The 22779-nt window shown below is 27.5% G+C and carries 22 protein-coding genes; 13 read left to right on the forward strand and 9 right to left on the reverse strand.

All coding sequences use genetic code 11. The features are described 5' to 3' along the window. Positions 1–51 precede the first annotated feature (51 nt). The gene (locus ATH_RS08580; RefSeq protein WP_066185845.1) at positions 52–1866 is read left to right on the forward strand and encodes a menaquinone biosynthesis decarboxylase; all 1815 of its coding nucleotides are present in this window, start codon (positions 52–54) and stop codon (positions 1864–1866) included. Here ATH_RS08580 and ATH_RS08585 read toward each other — a convergent pair. Then, positions 1863–2330 carry a threonine/serine exporter family protein gene (locus ATH_RS08585; RefSeq protein WP_066185847.1) on the reverse strand — a complete coding sequence of 156 codons (468 nt, stop codon included), beginning with the start codon at positions 2328–2330 and terminating at the stop codon, positions 1863–1865. The two genes, ATH_RS08580 and ATH_RS08585, sit on opposite strands and share 4 nt — an antisense overlap. Before the next feature lie 9 nt (positions 2331–2339). Then, positions 2340–3113 (reverse strand): threonine/serine exporter family protein, encoded by a 774-nt coding sequence (locus tag ATH_RS08590; RefSeq protein WP_066390082.1) that lies wholly within the window; start codon positions 3111–3113, stop codon positions 2340–2342. A gap of 67 nt (positions 3114–3180) precedes the next feature. Between ATH_RS08590 and ATH_RS08595 the strand changes: the two genes are divergently transcribed. From ATH_RS08595 to ATH_RS08615, 5 genes are all read left to right on the forward strand, one after another. Next, positions 3181–3513 (forward strand): hypothetical protein, encoded by a 333-nt coding sequence (locus ATH_RS08595; RefSeq protein WP_066185856.1) that lies wholly within the window; start codon positions 3181–3183, stop codon positions 3511–3513. Beyond that, the gene (locus ATH_RS08600) at positions 3500–4126 is read left to right on the forward strand and encodes a type III pantothenate kinase (RefSeq protein ID WP_066185859.1); all 627 of its coding nucleotides are present in this window, start codon (positions 3500–3502) and stop codon (positions 4124–4126) included. Before ATH_RS08595 ends, ATH_RS08600 begins: the two co-directional genes overlap by 14 nt. Beyond that, positions 4104–4712, forward strand: a complete 609-nt coding sequence (gene hisG / locus ATH_RS08605; RefSeq protein ID WP_066180898.1) for an ATP phosphoribosyltransferase — start codon at positions 4104–4106, stop codon at positions 4710–4712. The genes ATH_RS08600 and hisG overlap by 23 nt, the downstream gene beginning before the upstream one ends. Further along, the gene (locus tag ATH_RS08610) at positions 4712–5407 is read left to right on the forward strand and encodes a class I SAM-dependent DNA methyltransferase (RefSeq protein WP_066180895.1); all 696 of its coding nucleotides are present in this window, start codon (positions 4712–4714) and stop codon (positions 5405–5407) included. Before hisG ends, ATH_RS08610 begins: the two co-directional genes overlap by 1 nt. A 122-nt stretch (positions 5408–5529) precedes the next feature. After that, positions 5530–7449, forward strand: a complete 1920-nt coding sequence (locus tag ATH_RS08615; RefSeq protein ID WP_066180893.1) for a methyl-accepting chemotaxis protein — start codon at positions 5530–5532, stop codon at positions 7447–7449. 7 nt (positions 7450–7456) lie between these two features. Here ATH_RS08615 and ATH_RS08620 read toward each other — a convergent pair whose 3' ends face one another. Then, on the reverse strand, positions 7457–8008 hold the full coding sequence (locus ATH_RS08620) for a GGDEF domain-containing protein (RefSeq protein ID WP_066180890.1): 552 nt from the start codon (positions 8006–8008) through the stop codon (positions 7457–7459). A gap of 227 nt (positions 8009–8235) precedes the next feature. On the opposite strand from ATH_RS08620, the gene ATH_RS08625 reads away from it, so the two are divergent. After that, a complete protein-coding gene (locus ATH_RS08625; RefSeq protein ID WP_066180885.1) occupies positions 8236–8430 on the forward strand; it encodes a hypothetical protein in 195 nt (64 codons plus the stop codon). A gap of 2 nt (positions 8431–8432) precedes the next feature. On the opposite strand, the gene ATH_RS10035 is transcribed toward ATH_RS08625, so the two are convergent. Genes ATH_RS10035 through ATH_RS08635 form a run of 3 tightly spaced genes read right to left on the reverse strand, consistent with a single transcriptional unit; the run spans position 8433 to position 10768 of the window. Beyond that, complete coding sequence (locus ATH_RS10035; RefSeq protein WP_257122326.1) at positions 8433–8567, reverse strand: hypothetical protein; 135 nt, start codon at positions 8565–8567, stop codon at positions 8433–8435. Continuing rightward, positions 8551–9597, reverse strand: coding sequence for an OmpA family protein (locus tag ATH_RS08630; RefSeq protein ID WP_066180883.1), 1047 nt, complete (start codon positions 9595–9597; stop codon positions 8551–8553). Before ATH_RS08630 ends, ATH_RS10035 begins: the two co-directional genes overlap by 17 nt. A 4-nt stretch (positions 9598–9601) precedes the next feature. Next, complete coding sequence (locus tag ATH_RS08635) at positions 9602–10768, reverse strand: MotA/TolQ/ExbB proton channel family protein (protein WP_066180880.1); 1167 nt, start codon at positions 10766–10768, stop codon at positions 9602–9604. Positions 10769–10836: 68 nt separating this feature from the next. On the opposite strand from ATH_RS08635, the gene ATH_RS08640 reads away from it, so the two are divergent. Beyond that, positions 10837–11760 (forward strand): L,D-transpeptidase, encoded by a 924-nt coding sequence (locus ATH_RS08640; protein ID WP_066180877.1) that lies wholly within the window; start codon positions 10837–10839, stop codon positions 11758–11760. A gap of 16 nt (positions 11761–11776) precedes the next feature. Here ATH_RS08640 and ATH_RS08645 read toward each other — a convergent pair whose 3' ends face one another. Together ATH_RS08645 and ATH_RS08650 are read right to left on the reverse strand one after the other, a co-directional pair. Next, a complete protein-coding gene (locus ATH_RS08645) occupies positions 11777–12706 on the reverse strand; it encodes a D-2-hydroxyacid dehydrogenase (protein ID WP_066180875.1) in 930 nt (309 codons plus the stop codon). 61 nt (positions 12707–12767) lie between these two features. Continuing rightward, positions 12768–13745 (reverse strand): hypothetical protein, encoded by a 978-nt coding sequence (locus tag ATH_RS08650; protein WP_066180868.1) that lies wholly within the window; start codon positions 13743–13745, stop codon positions 12768–12770. A 170-nt stretch (positions 13746–13915) separates the two neighbouring features. Here ATH_RS08650 and prpB point away from each other — a divergent pair, with 170 nt between their 5' ends. The 5 genes from prpB to ATH_RS08675 all read left to right on the forward strand — a co-directional run bounded on the left by prpB (position 13916) and on the right by ATH_RS08675 (position 21186). Beyond that, a complete protein-coding gene (prpB, locus tag ATH_RS08655; protein ID WP_066180865.1) occupies positions 13916–14803 on the forward strand; it encodes a methylisocitrate lyase in 888 nt (295 codons plus the stop codon). 42 nt (positions 14804–14845) lie between these two features. Continuing rightward, positions 14846–15997, forward strand: coding sequence for a bifunctional 2-methylcitrate synthase/citrate synthase (prpC, locus tag ATH_RS08660; protein WP_066180862.1), 1152 nt, complete (start codon positions 14846–14848; stop codon positions 15995–15997). Between the two features lie 69 nt (positions 15998–16066). Then, positions 16067–18658 carry a Fe/S-dependent 2-methylisocitrate dehydratase AcnD gene (gene acnD / locus ATH_RS08665; RefSeq protein ID WP_066180859.1) on the forward strand — a complete coding sequence of 864 codons (2592 nt, stop codon included), beginning with the start codon at positions 16067–16069 and terminating at the stop codon, positions 18656–18658. A gap of 100 nt (positions 18659–18758) precedes the next feature. Next, positions 18759–19934, forward strand: a complete 1176-nt coding sequence (prpF, locus tag ATH_RS08670; protein WP_066180856.1) for a 2-methylaconitate cis-trans isomerase PrpF — start codon at positions 18759–18761, stop codon at positions 19932–19934. 37 nt (positions 19935–19971) lie between these two features. After that, positions 19972–21186: a murein transglycosylase domain-containing protein gene (locus ATH_RS08675; protein WP_066180853.1), complete on the forward strand. Its 1215-nt coding sequence runs from the start codon at positions 19972–19974 to the stop codon at positions 21184–21186. 31 nt (positions 21187–21217) lie between these two features. On the opposite strand, the gene pyk is transcribed toward ATH_RS08675, so the two are convergent. After that, positions 21218–22711, reverse strand: a complete 1494-nt coding sequence (gene pyk, locus ATH_RS08680) for a pyruvate kinase (RefSeq protein ID WP_066180849.1) — start codon at positions 22709–22711, stop codon at positions 21218–21220. Positions 22712–22779 lie beyond the last annotated feature (68 nt).

The raw sequence follows: 22779 nt of genomic DNA on the forward strand, positions 1-22779 counted from the left end.
ATTAAACTATATAATGATAAAGTAAAAAATTACATTAAATTTGAGGTAAAAATGCGAAAAGCAATAGAACTATTAAAAAAAAATAATCTTCTAAAAATTATTGATGAAGAGCTTGATATAAATCTTGAAATTCCACATATATCATATGTTGAAGTTAAAAAACCTGATTCAAAAGCAATACTATTTACAAATCCAATAGATAAAAAAAGTGGTATAAAGTATGATGCTCCTGTTTTAATGAATGTATTTTGTAATGAAAAAGCCGTAAAACTATTTATAGGTGATGGAGATAAAATAGCAGACGAAATTGAATCTTTATTAAAATTAAAACCACCTGTAACTTTTAGTGAAAAAATATCTACATTTTCAAAACTTTTCTCTCTAAAAAATACTATACCTAAAAAATTAAAAGGCAAAGGTGCTTGTCAAGAGATTGTTAAACTTGGTAAAGAAGCAAAACTATCTGATCTTCCTGTTATTACAACTTGGGAGCTTGATGGTGGACCATTTATTACAATGGGACAAGTATATACACAAAGTTTAAACGGTGAACTAAAAAATGTTGGAATGTATAGACTTCAAGTTTATGATGATAATACTTTAGGAATGCACTGGCAAATTCATAAAGATAGTAATCACTTTTTTCATGAATATAAAAAAGCTGGTAAAAAAATGCCTATTTCTATTGGAATTGGTGGAGATCCAATGTATATTTGGTGTGGACAAGCTCCATTACCAATAGGTGTATTTGAACTAATGCTTTATGGATTTGTGAAGAATAAACCTGCACAACTTGTAAAATCTATCACAAATGATATTTGGATTCCACAAGATAATGATTATGTAATTGAAGGTTTTGTTGATCCTTCAAAACTAAGAATAGAAGGTCCTTTTGGAGATCATACAGGATATTATACTTTAGATGAAGAGTTTCCTTTTATGGAAGTTACTGCAATTACAAGTAAAAAAGATCCTGTATTCTTAGCAACTGTTGTAGGAAAGCCTCCTTTAGAAGATAAATATATGGGATATGCAACAGAGAGAATTTTTTTACCTCTTTTAAGAACAACTGCTCCTGATTTAATAGATTATTATATGCCTGAAAATGGTGTTTATCATAATCTAATTTTGGCAAAGATAGATGCTTTTTATCCAGGACATGCAACTCAAATGATGCATGCATTTTGGGGAGTTGGACAAATGAGTTTTGTAAAACATGCTATTTTTGTAAACTCTGATGCTCCAAAACTAACTTCTCATGATGAAATTACAAAATATATTTTAAATAGAATAAACATTGAAGATATTTTAGTTTCAAGAGGAGTTATAGATCATCTTGATCATACTGCTCCAAAATTTGCAATTGGAGGTAAGCTTGGACTTGATTGTACGGGAGAAGAGATAAAAGAGAGTGGAATTACACTTTTAAGTGATAATGAACTTTTATCTCAAATGCAAAATATAACAAGTGATATAAAAAACCTAAAACAATATTACACTGATACGAAAAATCCAATTTGTGTTATTAGCGTAGAAAAAACAAGAAGTCAAAAACATATTTTCAAAGAGTTAAAACCATTATATTCTCATATTAAGATTTTAGTGATTGTTGATGAAAAAGCAAATGATTTAGAAAATACTTATATGTTAATCTGGAGAGTTACAAATAATATTGACTCAAATAGAGATTTATATATTGATGGAAATACTCTTTGTCTTGATGGAACAAATAAAAATAGCTTTGATAATTTCCAAAGAAGATGGCCAGCAGATGTTGATTGTACAAAAAGTGTAATTGACTCTTTAAGAGAAAGAAATCTTATTGATGTTGATGATGAATTTATAAGAAAGTACCAGTTATATTAAATAACTGGTCTATTTAATCTCAAAAAGTATAAAGATGGTAAAACCAGTCCAAAAGTGATAGCAAATAAAATAGCAATTGCTTTTAAACCATTATGAATAAAAAGCTCTATTAATTCTACACTCACACCATATCTATTCATATCTATTACATTTACCATTGCATTAAAAGCATATGTTCCAGGTAAAACTGGAATTATAGAAGCAACGGTATAAACAGGTCTTGGAATTTTATATTTTCTTGACCAATAAAGTGCGATAAGTCCTATTATTGAAGAAGCTACAAAGGTTGAAATCTCTATCCCAAAATCTAAGCTTAAAAATATAGTTCTTAAATCATAAACAATTGCTCCACCAAAAGCACAATATTTTAAAGTATGTTTTGGAACATTAAAAACCATTGCAAAACCTAAAGAGGCACAAGCTGCAAAAACTCCTTCTATAACTATTTTTAAAATTAGCTCCATCTTTATCCTTTAACTTAAAAGTGCAATAGCAATAATAATTCCAACAGATGTTGCAAGAGTTAAAATCATTCCATCCATCCATCGTCCCCAACCCATCATCATATAGCCTTTAAACGAGTCCAAAAATGAGTTTACAAAAGCAAATCCGGGAGCAAGAAGTAAAACACTAGCTGCCATTGCAATATTTGGGGTTGAACTAAAGCCATAAATTTTTGAAAGCCCTGCTATTAGAGTGGCTACAAAAGCTGTGATTCCAAAGACTATTATCATTACAAATCGTTTTTTTGATAACTCTTGTCTTACAAACATAGCAATACTTGCAGCAAAAAAAGTTGTTAAAAGTGCCATAGGATCTCCACCTTGCAAAAATGCAAAACTCATACAAGATAATCCAACCATAAAAACAACCAACCATCTATTATAGTAGTTTGCTTCAAGTTGCTTTAAAATAGTATATAAATAATCTATATCATAGTTTACTTCGCTCTCTTTTTTCTCCATTTTTAAAACAATATTTTGTATAGCACAAACTATTCTCATATTTATTGGTTTATGATGAACTCTTCTTGTTGTTGTAACAGATTGTCCATGATATAAAGTTGTTAAAACAATAGCAGAAGGAATTAAAGATATTTCAACACTTGAAGCTCCCAGAACTTTTCCTAATCTTTGTGCTGTTTGCTCTATTAAAATACTTTCAGCACCATATTCACTCATTAAAACAGCTGCTTTTATAATTCCTCTTGTGATAATTGATTGTTCTTTGTGAGATAAACTATTCATTTTTCTTTCTTTTTAATTTTATGAAATTATACTAAAGTTTGTTATAATAAATGTTTTAAGGATATAGATGAAAGAATTAACAGCTTACTATTTAAAGAAAAATATTTTATTTAAAGAGATAAAAGAGATTTTTCCAAAAGAGATAAATAGTAGAAAAAAGATAAAAATGTATGTAGCTACTTCATTAGATTTAAAATTTTATGCAATTTTTATTTTGGAACAAAAAAGCAGATTTTTAAGAAAAAATGCAGATGAATTAATGAGTTTAGAAAATAGTTTATCAGGCTATGTAGAACACAATTTCAAGATAAAAGAGCTTCTTTATAAAGGTGAGATGTGCTCAAAAGCAAAAGAGTATTTAAAAGATAATTATTGGGGTGTAAAACTTGATTTTAATTGATATTGGAAATACAAGTACAAAAGCTTTAGAAAATAATATTATAAAAAAATACTATAAAGATGAAAAACTCCCAAGATTTAGTGGTAATATCTTTTATATAAGTGTAAATGAAGAAAAAGAGCAAGAATTCTTAAATATTAACCAAAATGCAAAAAACTTAAAAGAGTTTATAGAATTTAAAACAAACTATAAAGGTATGGGAATTGATAGAGTTGTAGCTTCTTTATTTCATAAAAATGCAATAATAGTTGATGCAGGAAGTGCAATAACTGTTGATATTATTGAAAATTCAAATCATATTGGTGGATTTATTCTTTTAGGATTAAATAGTATTAAAAAAGCCTATAAAGATATATCTTGCAAACTAGATTTTGAATTTGAAAAAAATATAAATTTGGATAAAATACCGCTTCAATCAAAAGATGCTATATCTTATGCCACTTTAAAGTCAATAATCTTACCAATTAAAGAGATTTGCAATGATAAAAATATAATTTTTACAGGTGGAGATGGAGAGTTTATAAGCCAGTTTTTTGAAAATAGCCAATATAAAAAAGATTTAATATTTGAAAATATGAAAAGGATAATAGATGCTAACAATTGCACTACCTAAAGGAAGAATCGCAGATGAAACACTTGATAGATTTGAAAAAGCCTTTGGAGAAAAATTTATTTTTGAAGATAGAAAACTAATTTTAGAAAAAAGTGGTTTTAAATTTTTAAATGTAAGAAATCAAGATGTACCAACTTATGTTATGCATGGAGCTGCTGACTTAGGAGTTGTTGGACTTGATGTTTTAGAAGAGAAAGAGTATGACTTAATCAAATTACTTGATTTAAAATTAGGTCGTTGTAAAGTTGCTTTTGGTTTAAGAGCTGGTGAAAAATTGAATTTTGATAAAAGTAAAATAACAATTGCTACAAAACATGAAAAAATAGCAAAAAAATTCTTTGAAGAAAAAGCTATGGCAGTTGAAATCATAAAACTTTATGGTTCTATTGAACTTGCACCACTTGTTGGTCTTTGTGATTGTATTGTTGATATTGTAGAAACAGGTGAAACAATGAAACAAAACGGTCTTGAAGTTGGTCCAACAATTATGGAGAGTTCTGCACATTTAATAGCAAATAAAAACTCATTTTATGCAAAAAAAGATTTAATATTTAATTTAAAAGATAATATTGAGAAATACTTGTAATGGGACTTGATTTATACGCAAAGATAGAACCTTTTTTAGGATTTGAAGAAGAGATTTACTCTTTACATAAAGTTTTTATGCGACATATTATGGAAAATGACCTTGATAATATTTTAGATATTGGTTGTGGTCAAGGTCATTTTTTACAGAACTTACAAATAAACAAGAAAAAATATTTAGGAATTGACTTAAGCTCAGAACAGATAAATATTTGTTTGGACAAAAATCTAAATGCAAAAAATATTGATGTAAAAGATTTAAACGAGAAGTTTGATTGTGCTGTTGCAATTTTTGATGTTATAAATTATTTGAATAAAAAGAATTTAAAAGATTTTTTTGAGAATATTTCAAATTCTTTAAATAAAGATGCTCATTTTTTATTTGATATAAATACTCTATATGGATTTGAAGATATTGCTCAAGGTTCTATAAATCTTGATTTTGATGATAAATTTATAGCAATTGATGCTTATTTTGAGAATAACTTTCTAACAACAGAATTAACTCTCTTTTCTAAAAATAAAGATAATCTATTTTCAAAAGAAAAAGATATTATCACTCAAGAGTATCATAAAAAAGAGTTTCTTAAAAAAAATTTATCAGATTCTGGTTTTGAGATTTTAAGAACTGATGATATTTTCCTACATAATAATAAAAAAGCTGACAAATATCTTTTTGTATGCAAGAAAAAATAAGTTCTTGTGTACTTTTGATACAATTTATTTATAATTAGTATAAATAAAAATTATTACTTTTACTTAGCAAAATATTTGTATATAATATAAACTTATGTACATTTTATGTTAAGGGAGAGATTATGAACATGAATTCAATAAGAGTAAAATTGTTATTTATAACTATTGTGCCATTTATTATAGGTATTTTTATTCTTTCAGGTATAAATTTTGAGAAGACAGAGATTACTTTAAATGAAACTCTATCAAAGTTTGAAAGTATCATAACAAAAGAGAAAGAAGCTTTAGTAAAACAGCAATTTGAAGTTGCTAGAACTTTAATTGATACAGTTATAAAAAAAGAGAATGATTTAGAATCTGCAAAAAAGCAAGTTATAGAACTTCTTAGTGGAATAAGATATTTAGATGATAAAAGTGGTTACTTTTTTGCTTATGAAAAAAGAGGAGAAGATTATTACTTCTCTTTTCATCCAGCAATTCCAAGATTAACAAATACAAAAACAAATATAAGTGCACCTGATATAAAAGGTTATGCTTTTAGAGAAGATCTTATTAAATATGCAAAAGATAGAAAATATGTAACCTATCATTATGAAAATCCATCTACAAAAGAGGTAGTATTAAAAATGGCATCTTCTTTATATATTCCAGAGTTTAATTGGATTTTAGTAACTGGAATTTATGCAGATGATATCGAAAGAGAGATTTCAGCTTTAAAAATACAAATTGAAGATGATATAAACACACTATTTTGGATAGCAATTATAGTTACAATTTTATTAAGTATTATTTTAGTTTCAATTATTCTTCCTTCTATAAATAAAATTATCTTAAAACCACTAAATATATTTCAAAATACTTTAGAGATATTTTTTAAATATCTAAATGGAGAAAGTGATAAAGTAAATAGAATAAAGAATTACTCAAAAGATGAGATTGGGCAAATGTCAAAAACTCTTGATCACAATATTGAGATTGCAAGAAAAGAGATTGATGATAATAATCTTTTTATAGAAAATAGTATTGAAATATTAACAAAATTCCAAAAAGGAGATTTGTCTTTAAGACTAGATATAAATGTTGATGATAGTCATTTAATAAAATTAAAATCTGTTATAAATCAAATGGCAGAAGAGTTAGAAAAAAATATTCAAAATATTTTAAAAGTGGTAAATGAATATAGCAAATATAAATATACTTCAAAAGTTGATACTTCTAAATTTTCAAATCATATTTTAGAATTAGCAAACGGGGTAAATAACCTTGGTAGCTCAATTACTTATATGCTAAATGAAAACAAAAAAAATGGTGATACTTTATCTTCTAGCTCAAATACTCTTTTAAAAAATGTTGAGAAATTAAATGATTCCTCTACAAGTACAGCTGCTAATCTTGAGGAAACAGCTGCTTCTTTAGAACAGATGACTGCAAATTTAAGAAATAGCACAGAAGGTGTTCAAGATATGGCAAGAATTGCTTCAAATGTTACAAATAAAGCAAAAGATGGAGAAAGACTTGCAAATCAGACTACTTTAGCTATGGAAGAGATAAATAATCAAATTAGCTCTATAAATGAAGCAATAAGTGTAATTGATCAAATAGCATTTCAAACAAATATCTTAAGTTTAAATGCAGCTGTTGAAGCAGCAACAGCTGGAGAAGCTGGAAAAGGATTTGCAGTTGTAGCACAAGAAGTAAGAAACCTTGCAAATAGAAGTGCAGAAGCTGCAAAAGAGATTAAAGATATTGTTGAACTAGCAACTTCAAAAGCATTAGATGGTAAAGAAGTTTCAACTCAAATGATAAATGGCTATACAGAACTAAATAAAGATATTACAGATACTATTGATCTAATAAAGAATTTTGAGAATTCAAGTAAAGAACAACTAGCTGGAATTGAACAGATAAATAATGCTGTTTCAATATTGGATCAAAAAACACAACAAAATGCTGCTGTTACTTTAGAGACAAAAGAGATAGCTCTTTCTACAAATAAAATAGCAAAACTTATAATAGAAGATGTGGATAAGAAAGAGTTTTAACTCTTTCTTATCTTATAAGCTCCACTTTATTTCTACCATTTGTTTTGGCTAAATACAAAGCTGTATCTGCCTTTTTTAAAAGAGTATAAATATTATCTTTAGAAGAAAAATTTGCAACACCAAAACTTGCTGTAATATTTCCTACTACTAAGAAATTATGTTTTGCTACTTTTTTACGAAGCTCTTCTGATAATTTTAAAGCTCCATCAATTTGTGTTTTTCTACAAATTATTATAAATTCTTCTCCACCAAAACGACCTAAAATATCAATTTCTCTTATACTTTTTTTAATAAGTTCTGAAAATTCTATTAATATATTATCACCAATAAGATGACCAAAAATATCATTTACATTTTTAAATCTATCTATATCAATCATTATAATAGAAAAATTTTCTTTATATCTTTCAAAAAATTTTATATTTTCATTTAAGAAATAATCTATACTTTTTCTATTATTGATTTTTGTTAAATAATCTATTGAACTGATTAAAATAAGCTCCTTATTAATATGTTCGATTTTGTTTATATACTTTATCTTACTATATAAATAAATCATAATAAAAATAAATAGTACTACAATTAAAATCTCCTTTTGATAATTCAATATATAACTATCCAATATAACTCTCCCCCCTAAAACAATATTATTATCCATTTCTATACCAAATAGGCAAAATATTATCTAATTATTTATTAAATAGCAAATTATTATCTTTATAATGACATATAAGGCAAATAGTTTGTGAATTTTATTTATATTTTCTTTGTATTAGAATTCGCACTATGAAATTAACACAACAAGATATCGCAAGAATAATAAATGTTACTCCAATGACATTAAGAAATTGGAAAAAAAATAAACCTAGGCTTTATGAAATAATACAAAAAGGCTTTGCTTTTGAAGAAGTAGTAAAAAAAGCTCAAGAAAATGCAGATGAATTAAAAGATTTAGAAGAAAAATTTAATATTAAGAAGTAGTTCTATTTTTTATTAAATATTTTTTTTGAGAGTCTAATTATTTTACTCTCTTTTTTCTTCTCATCTAAACTCTTTTTGATATGTTTTGCTAACTCTTCAAGATTTTTTGGACTATAAATACTATTTGTTATCTTCATTTTCACTCTTTTTAAAATAATCTTGAAGTTCTTTTATAGCCTCTTCATTTTTAATAGTAAATTTAATCTCTATTCTCCTTGAAGCATCTTTATCTTCAATACTCTTTGAATCATAAACTAAATTTGAAGATGATTTTCCACTTGAACTTACAAAACTATTTAAAAGCTCTTTTTCAACAATATTTTCATCATATAAAAACTGCATTACACTTAAAGCTCTTTTCTGTGATAGATATAAATTTGTAAGATAAGTTCCATCGCTATCAGTATATCCCTCAATTGTTATTGTTTCTATATATTTTTTTATATCTTCATCTTTTAATAAAACATCAAAATATCTTTTTAAAGCTCCGCTTAACTCTTTTTTTGATTCATTTTTTAAGGCAAATGAATTTTTATCAAATAAAATATTTGAAGAGAATTTTATAGCTCCACTTTTTTCATCTATATTTACAGCATCTTTAAGTTTTAATTTTATTTTAGAGATAAGTTCAAGCTTTATTCCACCTAGTTTTTTTATCTTATCTTTTGCTAGTTCAAACTCATCTTTTAGCTTTAATATATTTTGATCTTTTAATATAATCTCTTCCAAACTTCTATCTAATTTACTCTCTAAATCTTGATTTAATTTTGAACTTTCACTTAAATTTGCAAGTAATTTCTCATTTAGAATATTTATACTTTCAAGTTCTTCCTCTTTTTGAAGATTTTGATTGTATTGATTTTCTAGCTCATTTAAAACTATTTTTAGATTTTCATCGCTATTTTCCAAACTCTTTAAAGTTTGAGAATAAAGTTTTTCTATATTTTTAATTTGTTCTATTAATTCTAAATTTGTAGTTTCAATATCTTTTAATTTATTAATAAGTTTTGAATTTCTATCTTCACTATTTACTAAAGTATTTTCTGTATGAATATATTTTATTACAATCAAAGCAACTATTAATATAAAAACAAATAATAATCCAGCCATTAAATCTGCATAAGATATCCAAAAGTTTTCCTCTTTTTCTTCATTCTTTTTATACATTTTATTACTTTGATAAATCTTTAAATATTGATAGGTTTTTAACTATCGAAGTAGTTTGTTCATCTATTTGTTTTAGAGACTCTTTTAATCCCTCTTTATATTTCCATTCAATTTTTTCTATATCACTTTTCATAGTTTCAATACTTTTTACAATATTTGTATATATTGCTTTTAGATTTTCACTACTTAAATTATTCATATGAGAATTTAGTTCTACAATATTTTTGTTTAACTCTTTTGACATATCCATAAATACATCATTTTGATTTCTAATCTTATAATTTAAACTCTCTGCACTGCTTAAAAGATTCTCAAAATTTGAGATATTTTTATCAAGTTTATTTGATAAATTTTGCTCTTTTTCTAAAACTCTTTCAAGATTTTCAAATCTTTGTTCTATTGATTCATTTAAAGTTTGCATAACTTTACTTGAAGTTAACTCTTTAAAAATATCATTTATCTTTGAAAAATTATCAATATTACTTTTTATATGAATTGACTCAATATCAATTTTTGTCCAAAAAAGTTTTTTTGTACTATCTTTTATAATAAAACTATCTTTTTCAAATCTACTTATTCCAAATTTTTCGAAAAATATCCACCAAATAGATAAGAAAATACCATAGATTGATACATAAAAAGCAGTAGCAACTCCACCTAAAAGTTTTGTAATTTCCATATCCAAAATAGCCGTACTTGAAGATGTAAAATCTGGCATTGTAAGTGCAATTGATATAAAAGTTCCAAGTATTCCTAAAGTTGGGAAAATTCCACTTGCAATATTTGAGAAATTACTATTTCTTAAACTACTTGTATAATCTTTTAAAAAGTCTTCTGCACTTCCATTTGCTTTTATTGATTCATCAATTGTAAGAAGATTGTTATTTGTATAAATAAGTAACTTTTCTTTTAAATCTTTAAAACTATTTTTAAATTTACAAGATACAAAATATGCATTATGTGGTATAAAAAATAGATATATAAAAAATATAACTCCAATTAAAATAACTGTATGAAGCTCAATTTTTAAAGGTAAATAATCAAAAAAACACAAAAGAACCAGAGCATAAATCAAAGCTGGTATTAGAAAAAGTGTAATTATTTTCAAAAAAGGTTTACAATTTGTAATAAACCTAGAGTTTAATTCCAAGAAATCATCTGCTTTAAACATATATTTTCCTTAAAAACTTTAAAATAGCCACTATTCTAACATAAAATATTATATAAACAGGATTCATAATGAAATTTATTTTTTTATTTGCTATATTATTAGCTTCTTCTATTTTTGCAAAAGATGAATATTATACAATAGCAATTTGTACTACAAGCACTTTAGATTATGCTAAAGCTTGTCAAGATAGAGTTCTAAAAACTCAAAAACAAAAAGCATTTATTGTAAAAGAAAATGATAAATATTATACAAATTTAAATATTTACAAAAATAGAAAAGATGCAAGTTTTGATATAAAATCAACTTCAAACTACATAAAAGCCCAAGGAGCTTTTCCTAGAAATATATCTTTAGAGATTGTAGAAAAGTTTAATTTAGGAAACTATTTTATAGATTTAGATAAAAATATAGACAATAACATAGAAGAAGATTTATACAATATTAGTTTAAAAGAGTTTGATAAACAAAAATCACCTAAAAATGAATTAAGATATAGAAAAAGAGCATTAAATAGTTTTGATTTTGATGAATTAATAATAAAAGTAAATTCAAAAACAAATATTATGGAGCTATTTTCAAGGAAAAATAATCAAGAAAATCTTTTAAGATCTTATATTGTTGCAACTGGTAAAAATAGTATTAAAAAACCTCAAGGAGAAGGAACTATTACAGCAATCTCTTTAAATCCTGTTTGGTACCCAACATCTGATACTAAAAAAAGCTTTGAAAAAAGAGGAATAACTTTACCTGATGTTGTTCCTCCTGGGCATAAATATAACTATATGGGAGAAGCTAAACTAAATCTTTCTCATATTGTTGATGGAAATGCTACATATAGGATTCACGGTACTTTAAATGAAAAAACATTGGGATACAATGTAAGTGCTGGTTGTATTAGAATGAAAAATAAAGAGGTGATTGAACTTGCAAATTTAATAGAAGATTTTTCTATAATTTATGGAATGAACAAAGTAAGAGTTTTATTAGATTAACTCTTACTTTATAACCTTAATTTTTTAAAAAACTCTCTATATTTAATGCAACTTTTTCTATAAGTCTATTTCTAGCTTCAACACTTGCCCAAGCAATATGTGGAGTTAAAAGAAGTCTTTGTTTGTTTTTTACTTTTAATAGTGGATTACTATCTTCTATTGGTTCTTTTCCTACAACATCAAGTCCACAAAATATCTCTTTTTCATCTAATATTTTTGACAAATCAGCTTCATTTATAATTCCACCACGACCTAAATTTAATAAAATAGCACCATCTTTTAATAAACTTAACTCTTCATATTTTAATAAATCTTTTGTTTTCTCATTTAATGGTGCATGAATAGATATAATATCGCAAGTTTTAAGTAACTCTTCCAAACTAACACTCTTATAAGAGCTATTTTGATTTTGTCCACTTGTAGAGTAGTAAACAACTTCACAATCAAAAGCAAGTGCTTTTTTTGCAAAATCTCTTCCAATCTCTCCAAGTCCAATTATTCCAACTTTCTTTCCATCAAGTTCATAAAAAGGCATATCAATATGAGTAAAAGTATCACTTTCTTGCCAGTTTTGTTCATCTACATATTTTTTATAATAGTTTAATTTTTGTACAAAATAAAAAATCATAGAAAATGCAAGTTGAACAACACTAGAAGTCGAATATCCAGCTACATTTTTAACTTCAATATTTGACTCTTTTGCATAAGATAAATCAACATTATTTGTTCCTGTTGCTGTTATACAAATAAGTTTTACTTTTGAATTTTCTAGTTCATTTTTTCCTACATAAACTTTATTTGTAAGAATAATATCTGCATCTTTTATTCTATCTTTTGTCTCATTTGCTTTTGTTACATCATAAGATATAACTTCACCAAATTTATCAAAAATTGATACATCTATATCAAATCCCAAAGTTTTTCTATCTAAAATCACTATTTTCATCTTATTTCTCCTTTTTAATTTTCGATTATATCACAGATTTTAAAAGCATTTTTCTAATATTTTAGTTTCTTTTTTGTCCACTTTTTGGTACTGTTACATTTTTTTGTAAATCTATACTCAAATTATTGTAAAACAACTCTCCATAATTTGTCTCTCGATTTATAGTCTCATATGCTTGAGTTATTGTGTTGTTGTATTTTAAAGCTTCTTGCAATATTTTTAATATTTTAACTGATTCTAAGAAATTCACATGAGATGGAGCTTCTATTGGAGAGCTATAATATTTATGCATTCTTTCAACCAAATTTTTGTTTCTTATTTCAATAAAAACCGATTCAATAGGAGATTTAAAAAAGAGTATTTTATTTTTTACATTTATAGATATATATGTTGTCTCCATTCCATATATTTTTCTTGAAAAAGAATCAAAGAAAAATAGCTTTTTGTTGTAATTATTATTGAAAAGTTCATACATAAGTTCCAAAATCTTTATCTTTTCATCTTTTGTAAAAAAGTTTCCAATACTTGCAAAACAGAAGCTAAGAATTGATTTTATTGAATACCACTCTGTTGTATCATAATCATATCTTAACATCTGATCAATTCTTTCTTGTTTTAACTCTTCAATATCTAAACTTGTAGAGTGTTTGTACACTTTTCGTACAGCACTATCTCTATACATTGGTCCTGGAAATTGTGCTTGAATTACAAATCTTCTATTTTTTTCATGTTCTATTATATATTTTAATCTTCCTGTATAATCTTCATCAATTATTCTTACCTCTTTTTGTGGAATAGAAGTAATTGATTTTAAAAACTCTTCACCACTACAAGCATCTTCCCAAATATACTCAGGATATCTAAATTCTTTACAAATTTTATTTTGGATTTCACTATTTATTTCTACACTACTTACCCTATCAATCCACGAAGTAATAGTTCTTCTATCTTTGTTTAAAATTGATGCAAATTTAGATATACTAAGATTTGATCTATTATAAATCTCTATAAATTTATCTATTGAATTTTTAAAACTCATAAGCTACCTTTAATAATATTTACCAATATTGTACAATAATCTTACATAAATACAAATATTATACATATTATATAAAATGTACAAATTATTGTAATCTCTAAATATAATTAGTACATACAAAAGAAAACAAAGTTGATATAATATTTGAACAATACTTTTAAAGGATAGATATGACAAGTGCAGGAAAAAAATTTAGAGAAGCTCTTAAAGCTTCAAGTCCACTACAAATAGTTGGAACAATTAATGCTTACCAAGCTTTACAAGCTACAAAAGTGGGACATAAAGCTATTTATTTAAGTGGTGGTGGAATTGCAAATGCTTCTTATGGTTTACCTGATTTAGGTATGACAATGATAGAAGATGTTTGTATTGACATTAGAAGAATTACAGGAATTTGTGATACTCCATTAATAGTTGATGCTGATACAGGTTGGGGACATGCGTTTAATGTTGCTAGAACTGTAAAAGATTTTATTAGAAGTGGTGCAGCTGGAATGCATATTGAAGATCAAGTTGCTGCAAAAAGATGTGGGCATAGACCAAATAAAGAACTAGTTTCAACTGAAGAGATGTGTGATAGAATCAGAGCTGCTGTTGATGCTAAAAAAGAGTTAGACCCTGATTTTTATATTATTGCAAGAACAGATGCTCACGCAAGTGAAGGTCAAGCTGCTGCAATTGCTAGAGCTAAAGCTTATGTTGAAGCTGGTGCTGATGCTATTTTCGCTGAAGCTGTACATACACTAAAAGAGTATAAAGAGTTTACTGATGCTATTTCTGTACCAGTTTTAGCAAATATTACAGAATTTGGAGCAACTCCACTGTTTACAACTGAAGAGTTAGCAAGTGTTGGAATAGCTATGGTTTTATATCCACTTTCAGCATTTAGAGCTATGAATAAAGCTGCATTAAATGTTTACCAAGAGTTAAAAGATAAAGGAACTCAAGAGAGTGTTATTAGCACAATGCAAACAAGAATGGAATTATATGATATGTTAAATTACCACTCATATGAACAAAAAATGGACGATCTATTTTCAAGAGGAAAAGCTAAGTAATTAGCTTCTCTTATTTATTCAAAATCAAACTAAGGAGAAGTTATGAGTACTACAAGTACAGAATTTAAACCAAAGAAATCTGTTGCACTTTCAGGTGTTGCAGCTGGAAGTACAGCATTATGTACAGTTGGAAATACAGGAAATGATTTATATTATAGAGGATATGATATTTTAGAATTTGCTGAAAAAGCTGAATTTGAAGAAATTGCATATTTAATAGTTCATGGTGAGCTTCCAAATAAAGAAGAGTTAAAAGCATATAAAGCAAAACTTAAATCTTTTAGAGATATTCCAGAAGGTGTAAAAGTTGCATTAGAACAATTACCAAAAAACTGTCATCCTATGGATGTTATGAGAACAGGTTGTTCAGTTCTTGGTGCATTAAATCAAGAAGATGAATCTCATCCAAAAGAAGCTGCACAAGATATTATAAATAAATTAATGGCATCTTTTGGTTCTATGCTTTTATATTGGTACCACTTTGCTTATAATGGAAAAAGAATTGATGTTGTAACTGATGATGATACAATTGGTGGACATTTTTTACACTTACTACATGGTGAAAAACCAAGAGAATCTTGGGTTAAAGCTATGCATGTATCTTTAATTTTATATGCTGAGCATGAGTTTAATGCTTCAACTTTTACTTCAAGAGTAATTTCTGGAACAAATTCAGATATGTATTCTTGTATTACTGGTTCTATTGGAGCATTAAGAGGTCCAAAACATGGTGGTGCAAATGAAGTTGCATTTAGAATTCAAGAAAGATATTCATCAGCTGATGAAGCAGAAAAAGATATCAAAGAAAGAATAGCTAAAAAAGAGATTATAATTGGATTTGGACACCCTGTTTATGCTACAAGAGATCCAAGAAATGTAGTTATAAAAAAAGTTGCTAAAGAGCTATCTGAAGAAAATAAAAATATGTTAATGTATGATGTAGCTGCAAGACTTGAAGAAGTTATGTGGGATCAAAAGAAAATGTTCCCAAATCTTGACTGGTTCTCTGCTGTTTCATATAACCAAATGGGAATCCCAACAGATATGTTTACTCCAATATTTATTATTGCAAGAGTTACAGGATGGGGTGCACACGTTATTGAACAAAGAGAAGATGGAAAAATAATTAGACCATCAGCAAACTATACTGGACCAGAACCAAGAGCTTATGTTCCTTTAGAAGAGAGAAAATAATTTAATTTAGGTCAAAATGACCTAAATTTATACTTCAAATTTAAAAATATATAAAAATGGAAAAATAAAATGACAAATGAAAAATATCTTAAACAATTAAATGGTTTAGATGTTAAATACTATGATGTAAAAAGTGCAGTTGAAGATATAAAAACTGGTTCTTTTGCTAAACTTAACTACACATCAAGAGTATTAGCAGAAAACCTTTTAAGAAAATGCCCTAGTGCAGATTTAAAAGAGTCTTTAATTCAATTAATAGAAAAAAGAACAGATAGAGATTTTCCTTGGTATCCAAGTAGAGTTATCTGTCATGATATTCTAGGTCTTACAGCTTTTGTTGATCTTGCAGGTCTTAGGGAAGCAGTTGCAAGTAAAGGTGTTGACCCACAAAAAATCAATCCTGTTGTTCCAACTCAACTAATCGTTGACCACTCATTAGCTGTTGAATGTGGTGGATTTGATCCAGATGCATTTCAAAAGAATAGAGATATTGAAGATAGAAGAAATGCTGATAGATTTGACTTTATAAACTGGACAAAAAAGGCATTTGATAATGTTGATGTTATTCCTCCAGGAAATGGTATTATGCACCAAATAAACCTTGAAAAAATGTCACCAGTTATTCACAATATTGATGGTATTGCAAGTCCTGATACTCTTGTTGGTACAGATTCACACACACCTCATGTTGATGCTCTTGGAGTAATTGCAGTTGGTGTTGGAGGACTTGAAGCTGAAAATGTAATGCTTGGAAACCCATCTTATATGAGAGTTCCTGAAATAATTGGAGTTGAAATAAAAGGTGTAAGAGCCGCTGGAATAACAGCAACTGATATTGCATTAGCATTAACATCATTTTTAAGAGAAAATAATGTAATTTCTGCATATTTAGAATTCTATGGAAGTGGAATTAGATATTTAGATTTAGGTGATAGAGCGACTATTTCTAATATGACTCCTGAATATGGAGCAAGTGCAGCAATGTTTGCTATTGATGATAAAACTATTGATTATTTAAAAATCACAGGAAGAACTCCTGAGCAAGTAAAACTTGTAGAAACATATGCAAAAGCAAATGGATTATGGGCTGATAGTTTAGCAGAAGCTACATATGCTAGAACTATTGAATTTGATCTATCAACAGTTACAAGAAGTTTAGCAGGTCCATCAAAGCCACATAAACTTGTACCTACTTCAACATTAGATGCTGAAGGAATTACAAAAAAAATAACAATTTCAAATGATGTAATGCCAGATGGTGCAGTTTTAATTGCAGCTATTACTTCATGTACAAATACTTCAAATCCAAGAAATGTTGTTGCAGCTGGTTTAGTTGCTAAAAAAGCAAATGAGCTTGGTCTTACAAGAAAAAGATGGGTTAAATCATCATTAGCACCTGGTTCAAAAGTTTCTGAACTATATCTAAAAGATTCTGGTCTTTTAAGTGAATTAGAAAAACTAGGTTTTGGTATTGTTGGATTTGCATGTACAACTTGTAATGGTATGAGTGGTGCACTTGATCCAAAACTTGAGAAAGAAGCTGCTGATAGTGGAGTTTACACGACAGCTGTTTTATCAGGAAATAGAAACTTTGATGGAAGAATTCATCCATTTATTAAAGAAGCATTTCTAGCTTCTCCTCCACTTGTTGTTGCTTATGCATTAGCTGGAAGTATTAGATTTAATATTGAAACTGATGTTTTAGGAAAAGACAAAGATGGTAATGATATAAGATTAAAAGATATTTGGCCAAGTGATGAAGAGATTGATGCAATTGTTTACAAATCTGTAAAACCAGAGATGTTTGCAAAAATCTATGATCCAATGTTTGCAAGAGATGGGAAAAGAGAAGCTGCTGAGCCATTTTATAAATGGGATGCAAAATCAACATATATTCAAAAACCACCATATTGGGAAGATGAATTTATGAAAATGCCTGCTCTTAAAGGCTTAAGACCACTTGGAGTATTCCCTGATAATATTACAACAGACCACTTATCACCATCAAATGCTATTCAAGCAAAAAGTGCATCTGGAGAGTATTGTTTAAAAATGGGATTACCATTAGAAGATTTAAACTCTTATGCTACACATAGAGGAGATCATAATACTGCTTTGAGAGCAACTTTAGCAAATCCAAAACTATTTAATGAAATGGTAAAAGATGAAAATGGAAATGTTAAACAAGGAAGCTTGACAACAATTATGCCAGATGGTAAAGAGTCAAGAATGTGGGAAGCAATAGAAACTTATATGCAAAGAAAACAACCTCTAATAATAGTTGCTGGTACAAACTATGGACAAGGAAGTTCAAGAGATTGGGCAGCAAAAGGTGTAAGACTTGCAGGAGTTGAAGTTTTAATCGCTGAAAGTATAGAGAGAATTCATAGAACGAACCTAGTAGGAATGGGTGTTTTACCTTTACAATTTAAAGATGGAGAAACAAGACATACTTACAATATAGTAGGAACTGAAACATTTGATATTCTTGGTAATATTGAACCAAGAGGGGAATTAACAGTTGCTATGACAAGAGCTAATGGAGAGAAAATAGAATTTAAAGTAACTTGTAGACTTGATACAAGTGCTGAAGTAGAAGTTTACAAAGCTGGTGGAATTCTACAAAAATTTGCAAAAGATGTTATTGCTGAGAACAATTAATTTCTTTTAACTAGTGAAACATTTTGTTTCACTAGTTTTTAATATTTTTTAAAGATATTATAGAATTTCTTTAAAAAGTTTTAAAATTAGGAGAATTTAAATGGCATACCAAGAGCAAATAAGAGTAAAAGCAACATATATGAGAGGTGGTACTTCAAAAGGAACATTTTTTAATATAGCAGATCTTCCAAAAGAAGCACAAGAAGACAAAGTAAAAAGAGATAAACTTCTTCAAAGAATAGTGGGAAGTCCTGATATTTATAAACAACAAATGGATGGAATGGGAGGAGCAACTTCAAGTACTTCTAAGGCTATTCTTGTAGGTAAATCAACTGTTCCAAACCATGATGTTGATTACTATTTTGGACAAGTTGCTATTGATAAAGATTTTATGGATTGGAGTGGAAATTGTGGAAATTTAAGTTCAGCAGTTGGTCCTTTTGCAATTCATGAAGGACTTGTGGATAATGTTCCACAAAATGGTGTTTGTTGTGTAAGAATTTGGCAAGCAAATATCAAAAAAACAATTCTTTGCTATGTTACTATGATTGATGGAAAAGTAAAAGAGATGGGTGATTACTATATTGATGGTGTTGCATTTCCTGCCCAAGAGATAAACTTAGAATTTGCAGAGCCTGTTGATCCAAGTGAAGAGCTATTTCCTACTGGAAATTTAGTAGATGATTTAGAAGTTCCTGGTATTGGTACATTTAAAGCAACTATGATAACAGCAGGAATTCCAACAATATTTTTAAATGCAAGTGATATTGGATATAAAGGAACTGAACTTCAATCAGATATAAATAGTGATGCCCAAGCCTTAGCTAGATTTGAAAAAATAAGATCTTATGGTGCATTAAAAATGGGTTTAATATCTGATTTAAGTGAAGCAGAAACAAGACAACATACTCCAAAAATTGCTTTTGTTGCACCAAAATCTGATTTTACTACTTCAAGTGCTAAAGAAGTAAAAGCAGATGAAATAGATCTTCATGTAAGAGCTTTATCTATGCAAAAGCTTCATCATGCAATGATGGGAACAGCTTCAGTTGCTATTGGAGTTGCTGCTTGTATAGAAGGTACTTTAGTAAATCTTGCTAGTGGTGGTGGAGAAAAATCTGCTGTTGAGTTTGGACATCCATCAGGAACGCTAAAAGTTGGAGCAGTAATTAAAAAAGAAAATGGAAAATATATAGTTGATAAAGCTACAATGAGCAGAAGTGCTAGAATTATTATGAAAGGGGAAGTTTACGCACCTGCTGATATAATGAATTAAAAGCTTAAACTTTTCTATATTTAAGGATACCTCTTTTATGAAAGCTATACTATTTATTTTAATAAGTTCTACTATTTTGTATGCTGAAATTTCACATAATTATGAAAAATCAAAAAATGAATTTATTGAAAAACAAAATAATTTTAATCTAGAAAAGAAACAGACCTTAAATAAGCATAACTCTTATAAAGAAGAAGCACTAAGAGATTTTGAGAATTATAAGAAAGCCCAACAAAAGATATTTAATGACTTTAAAAATAATATATCTAAGCTTTGGGAAAATCCAAAAATGCCATCAGCAAAATCATTGATTAATTATACAAACGATAGAAAAACAAGAGGTGAAATAAACTTTGAGAATGAAGAAATTATAGTTGAAACTATTGCAAGTTCTTATGATGAAGCAGTTAAAAATTTAAGAAAAGAGCTAAATATACTTGTAAGTATTGATACTAAAGAGTTCAATAAGATAGACCCCTTTGAAAAAGAGCTCTCTTCTATTAAAAAATCAAATAAAATTATAGATAGTTCATTTAAAAATGAATCTATTTTAAGTGATGCAATATTTGGGAAAAAACCATCTAAAAAAGAGTTAAATAGTTTTTCAAATAGTAATATAAATAATAAATCTATAAAAGTTCATAATAGTCCAAAAATACCTAATCAAAAAGTTTATAGTGTAATTGTTCCAATGCCAAATCAAACTATGATAAATAAATCAAAAGAGTATGAAAAAGAGGTTACTAAACAAGGAAAAATAAGATCTATTCCTAGAAGTTTAATTTTTGCAGTTATTCATTCTGAAAGTGCTTATAATCCAAAAGCGAGATCTCATATTCCAGCATTTGGGCTTATGCAAATAGTTCCATCAAGTGCAGGAAAAGATGTTTATGAGCTTTTATACAATGAAGAGAAATTAGTAAGTGACAATTATCTATACAATTCAACGAATAATATAACTATGGGAACAGCTTATTTACATATGCTATATTTCAAATATCTTTCAAAAATCAAAGATAAAGAGAGCAGATTATATTGTGCAATAGCAGCTTATAATACAGGTGCAGGAAATGTTGCAAAAGCTTTTTCTAAAACAACAAATATATCTAAAGCAGCTCAAATTATAAATAAAATGTCTTCAAAAGATGTATATAATCATCTTTTAAAGAATCTTCCTTATGATGAAACAAAAGGGTATTTAGAAAAAGTTACTTCAAGAATGTATAGTTATGAAGAGATTTATAATAAATAGAAGAACTATTTAAAATAGTTCTTCTTAAAGCTTATTCTTCTATATTATCAGATGATTTATTATCTTTATTTTTAATTCTTTCTCTATTCTCTTTAAAATTCAAATAAAACTCTATCTCACCTGGAGTTAATATTTTAATTGTATTTGTACTTCCAGGAATTCCAACAGGATATCCAATAGTTGCAATATATATTCCATTTTTATTTAAGATTTTATTTTTTTGTAAAGTTCTTAACATTTTTTGAATCATTTTTGATGCTTGTGCTTCTTTTATAGATGCAACTGGAACAACTCCCCAGAATGCTGTTAAAGCACCTAAAACAGGTTTGCTATGTGTAAATGTATATATAGGTGTTTTAGGTCTATATCTTGACATTTTTCTTGCAGAGTTTCCACTACTTGTCATAGCTAAAATTCCATCAGCATTCATATCATCAGCAAGTTTTGTAACCGTTGCTTGAATTACATCAAACTCATCTAAATATGGTAAGTGATCTCTTTTTTTATGATTAAAAATATCTTCTGTTTTTGTAATAATATTGCTCATAGTTTCAACAACATTTTCAGGATTATCTCCCACAGCACTCTCTTCACTTAACATTACAATATCAGTTCCATCCAAAACTGCATTTGCAACATCTGAAATCTCAGCTCTAGTTGCTCTTTCATTTTGAGTCATCGATAAAAGCATTTGAGTTGCTGTAATTACAGGAACACCTTTTGCATTTGCTTTTCTAATTAACATTTTTTGAATAGTTGGTACTTCATAATATGGAACTTCAATTCCTAAATCACCTCTTGCAACCATTACTCCATCACTTTGTTCAATAATTTCATCTATATTAGAAACAGCATCAAATTTCTCAATTTTTGCTATTAGTTTTCCATTATATCCATTTAAAAGCTCTCTAGCTCTTTTCATATCATTTGCATTTTGAACAAAAGAGATAGCAAAATAATCAACTTGATTTTCAACTCCCCAAGCGATATCTTTTTCATCTTTTTCTGTAATTACATCAATATTTATTACTGTATTTGGGAAATTTACACCTTTTCTTGAGCTTAGTGTTCCATGATTTTCAATTCTTGTTTTGATACCATCTTTAACATCTATAACTTTTGCTCTAATAATTCCATCATATAAATATATAAATTCACCAACTTTAATCTTTCCTAAAATCTCAGGATGATTTATAGATACAATATATTCACCTTCAGCTTTTTTATATCCTACAATCTCTTTTTCGATTATTGTTACAGTATCATTTGCCACTAAGTTAAAAGGCTCTTTTAATTCACCTACTCTTACTTTTGGTCCTGAAATATCTTGTAAAATACCAACTCTTGTTCCACAATTTTTCATAGCTTGTCTAATATTATCTATACTCTCTTTGTGATACTCATGGCTACCATGAGAAAAGTTTAATCTAAACATATTAGCACCAGCTTTTATTAACTTTTCAATCATATCTAAACTATTACTAGCTGGTCCAAGTGTTGCTAAAATTTTTGTCTTTTTTTCCATTTGGTCTCCTTTAAAATGTGATATTATACTCTTTATTTTATTACTTAGAAGTTACAATTATATAAAAC

Source organism: Aliarcobacter thereius LMG 24486 (assembly GCF_004214815.1).
Lineage (GTDB): Bacteria > Campylobacterota > Campylobacteria > Campylobacterales > Arcobacteraceae > Aliarcobacter > Aliarcobacter thereius.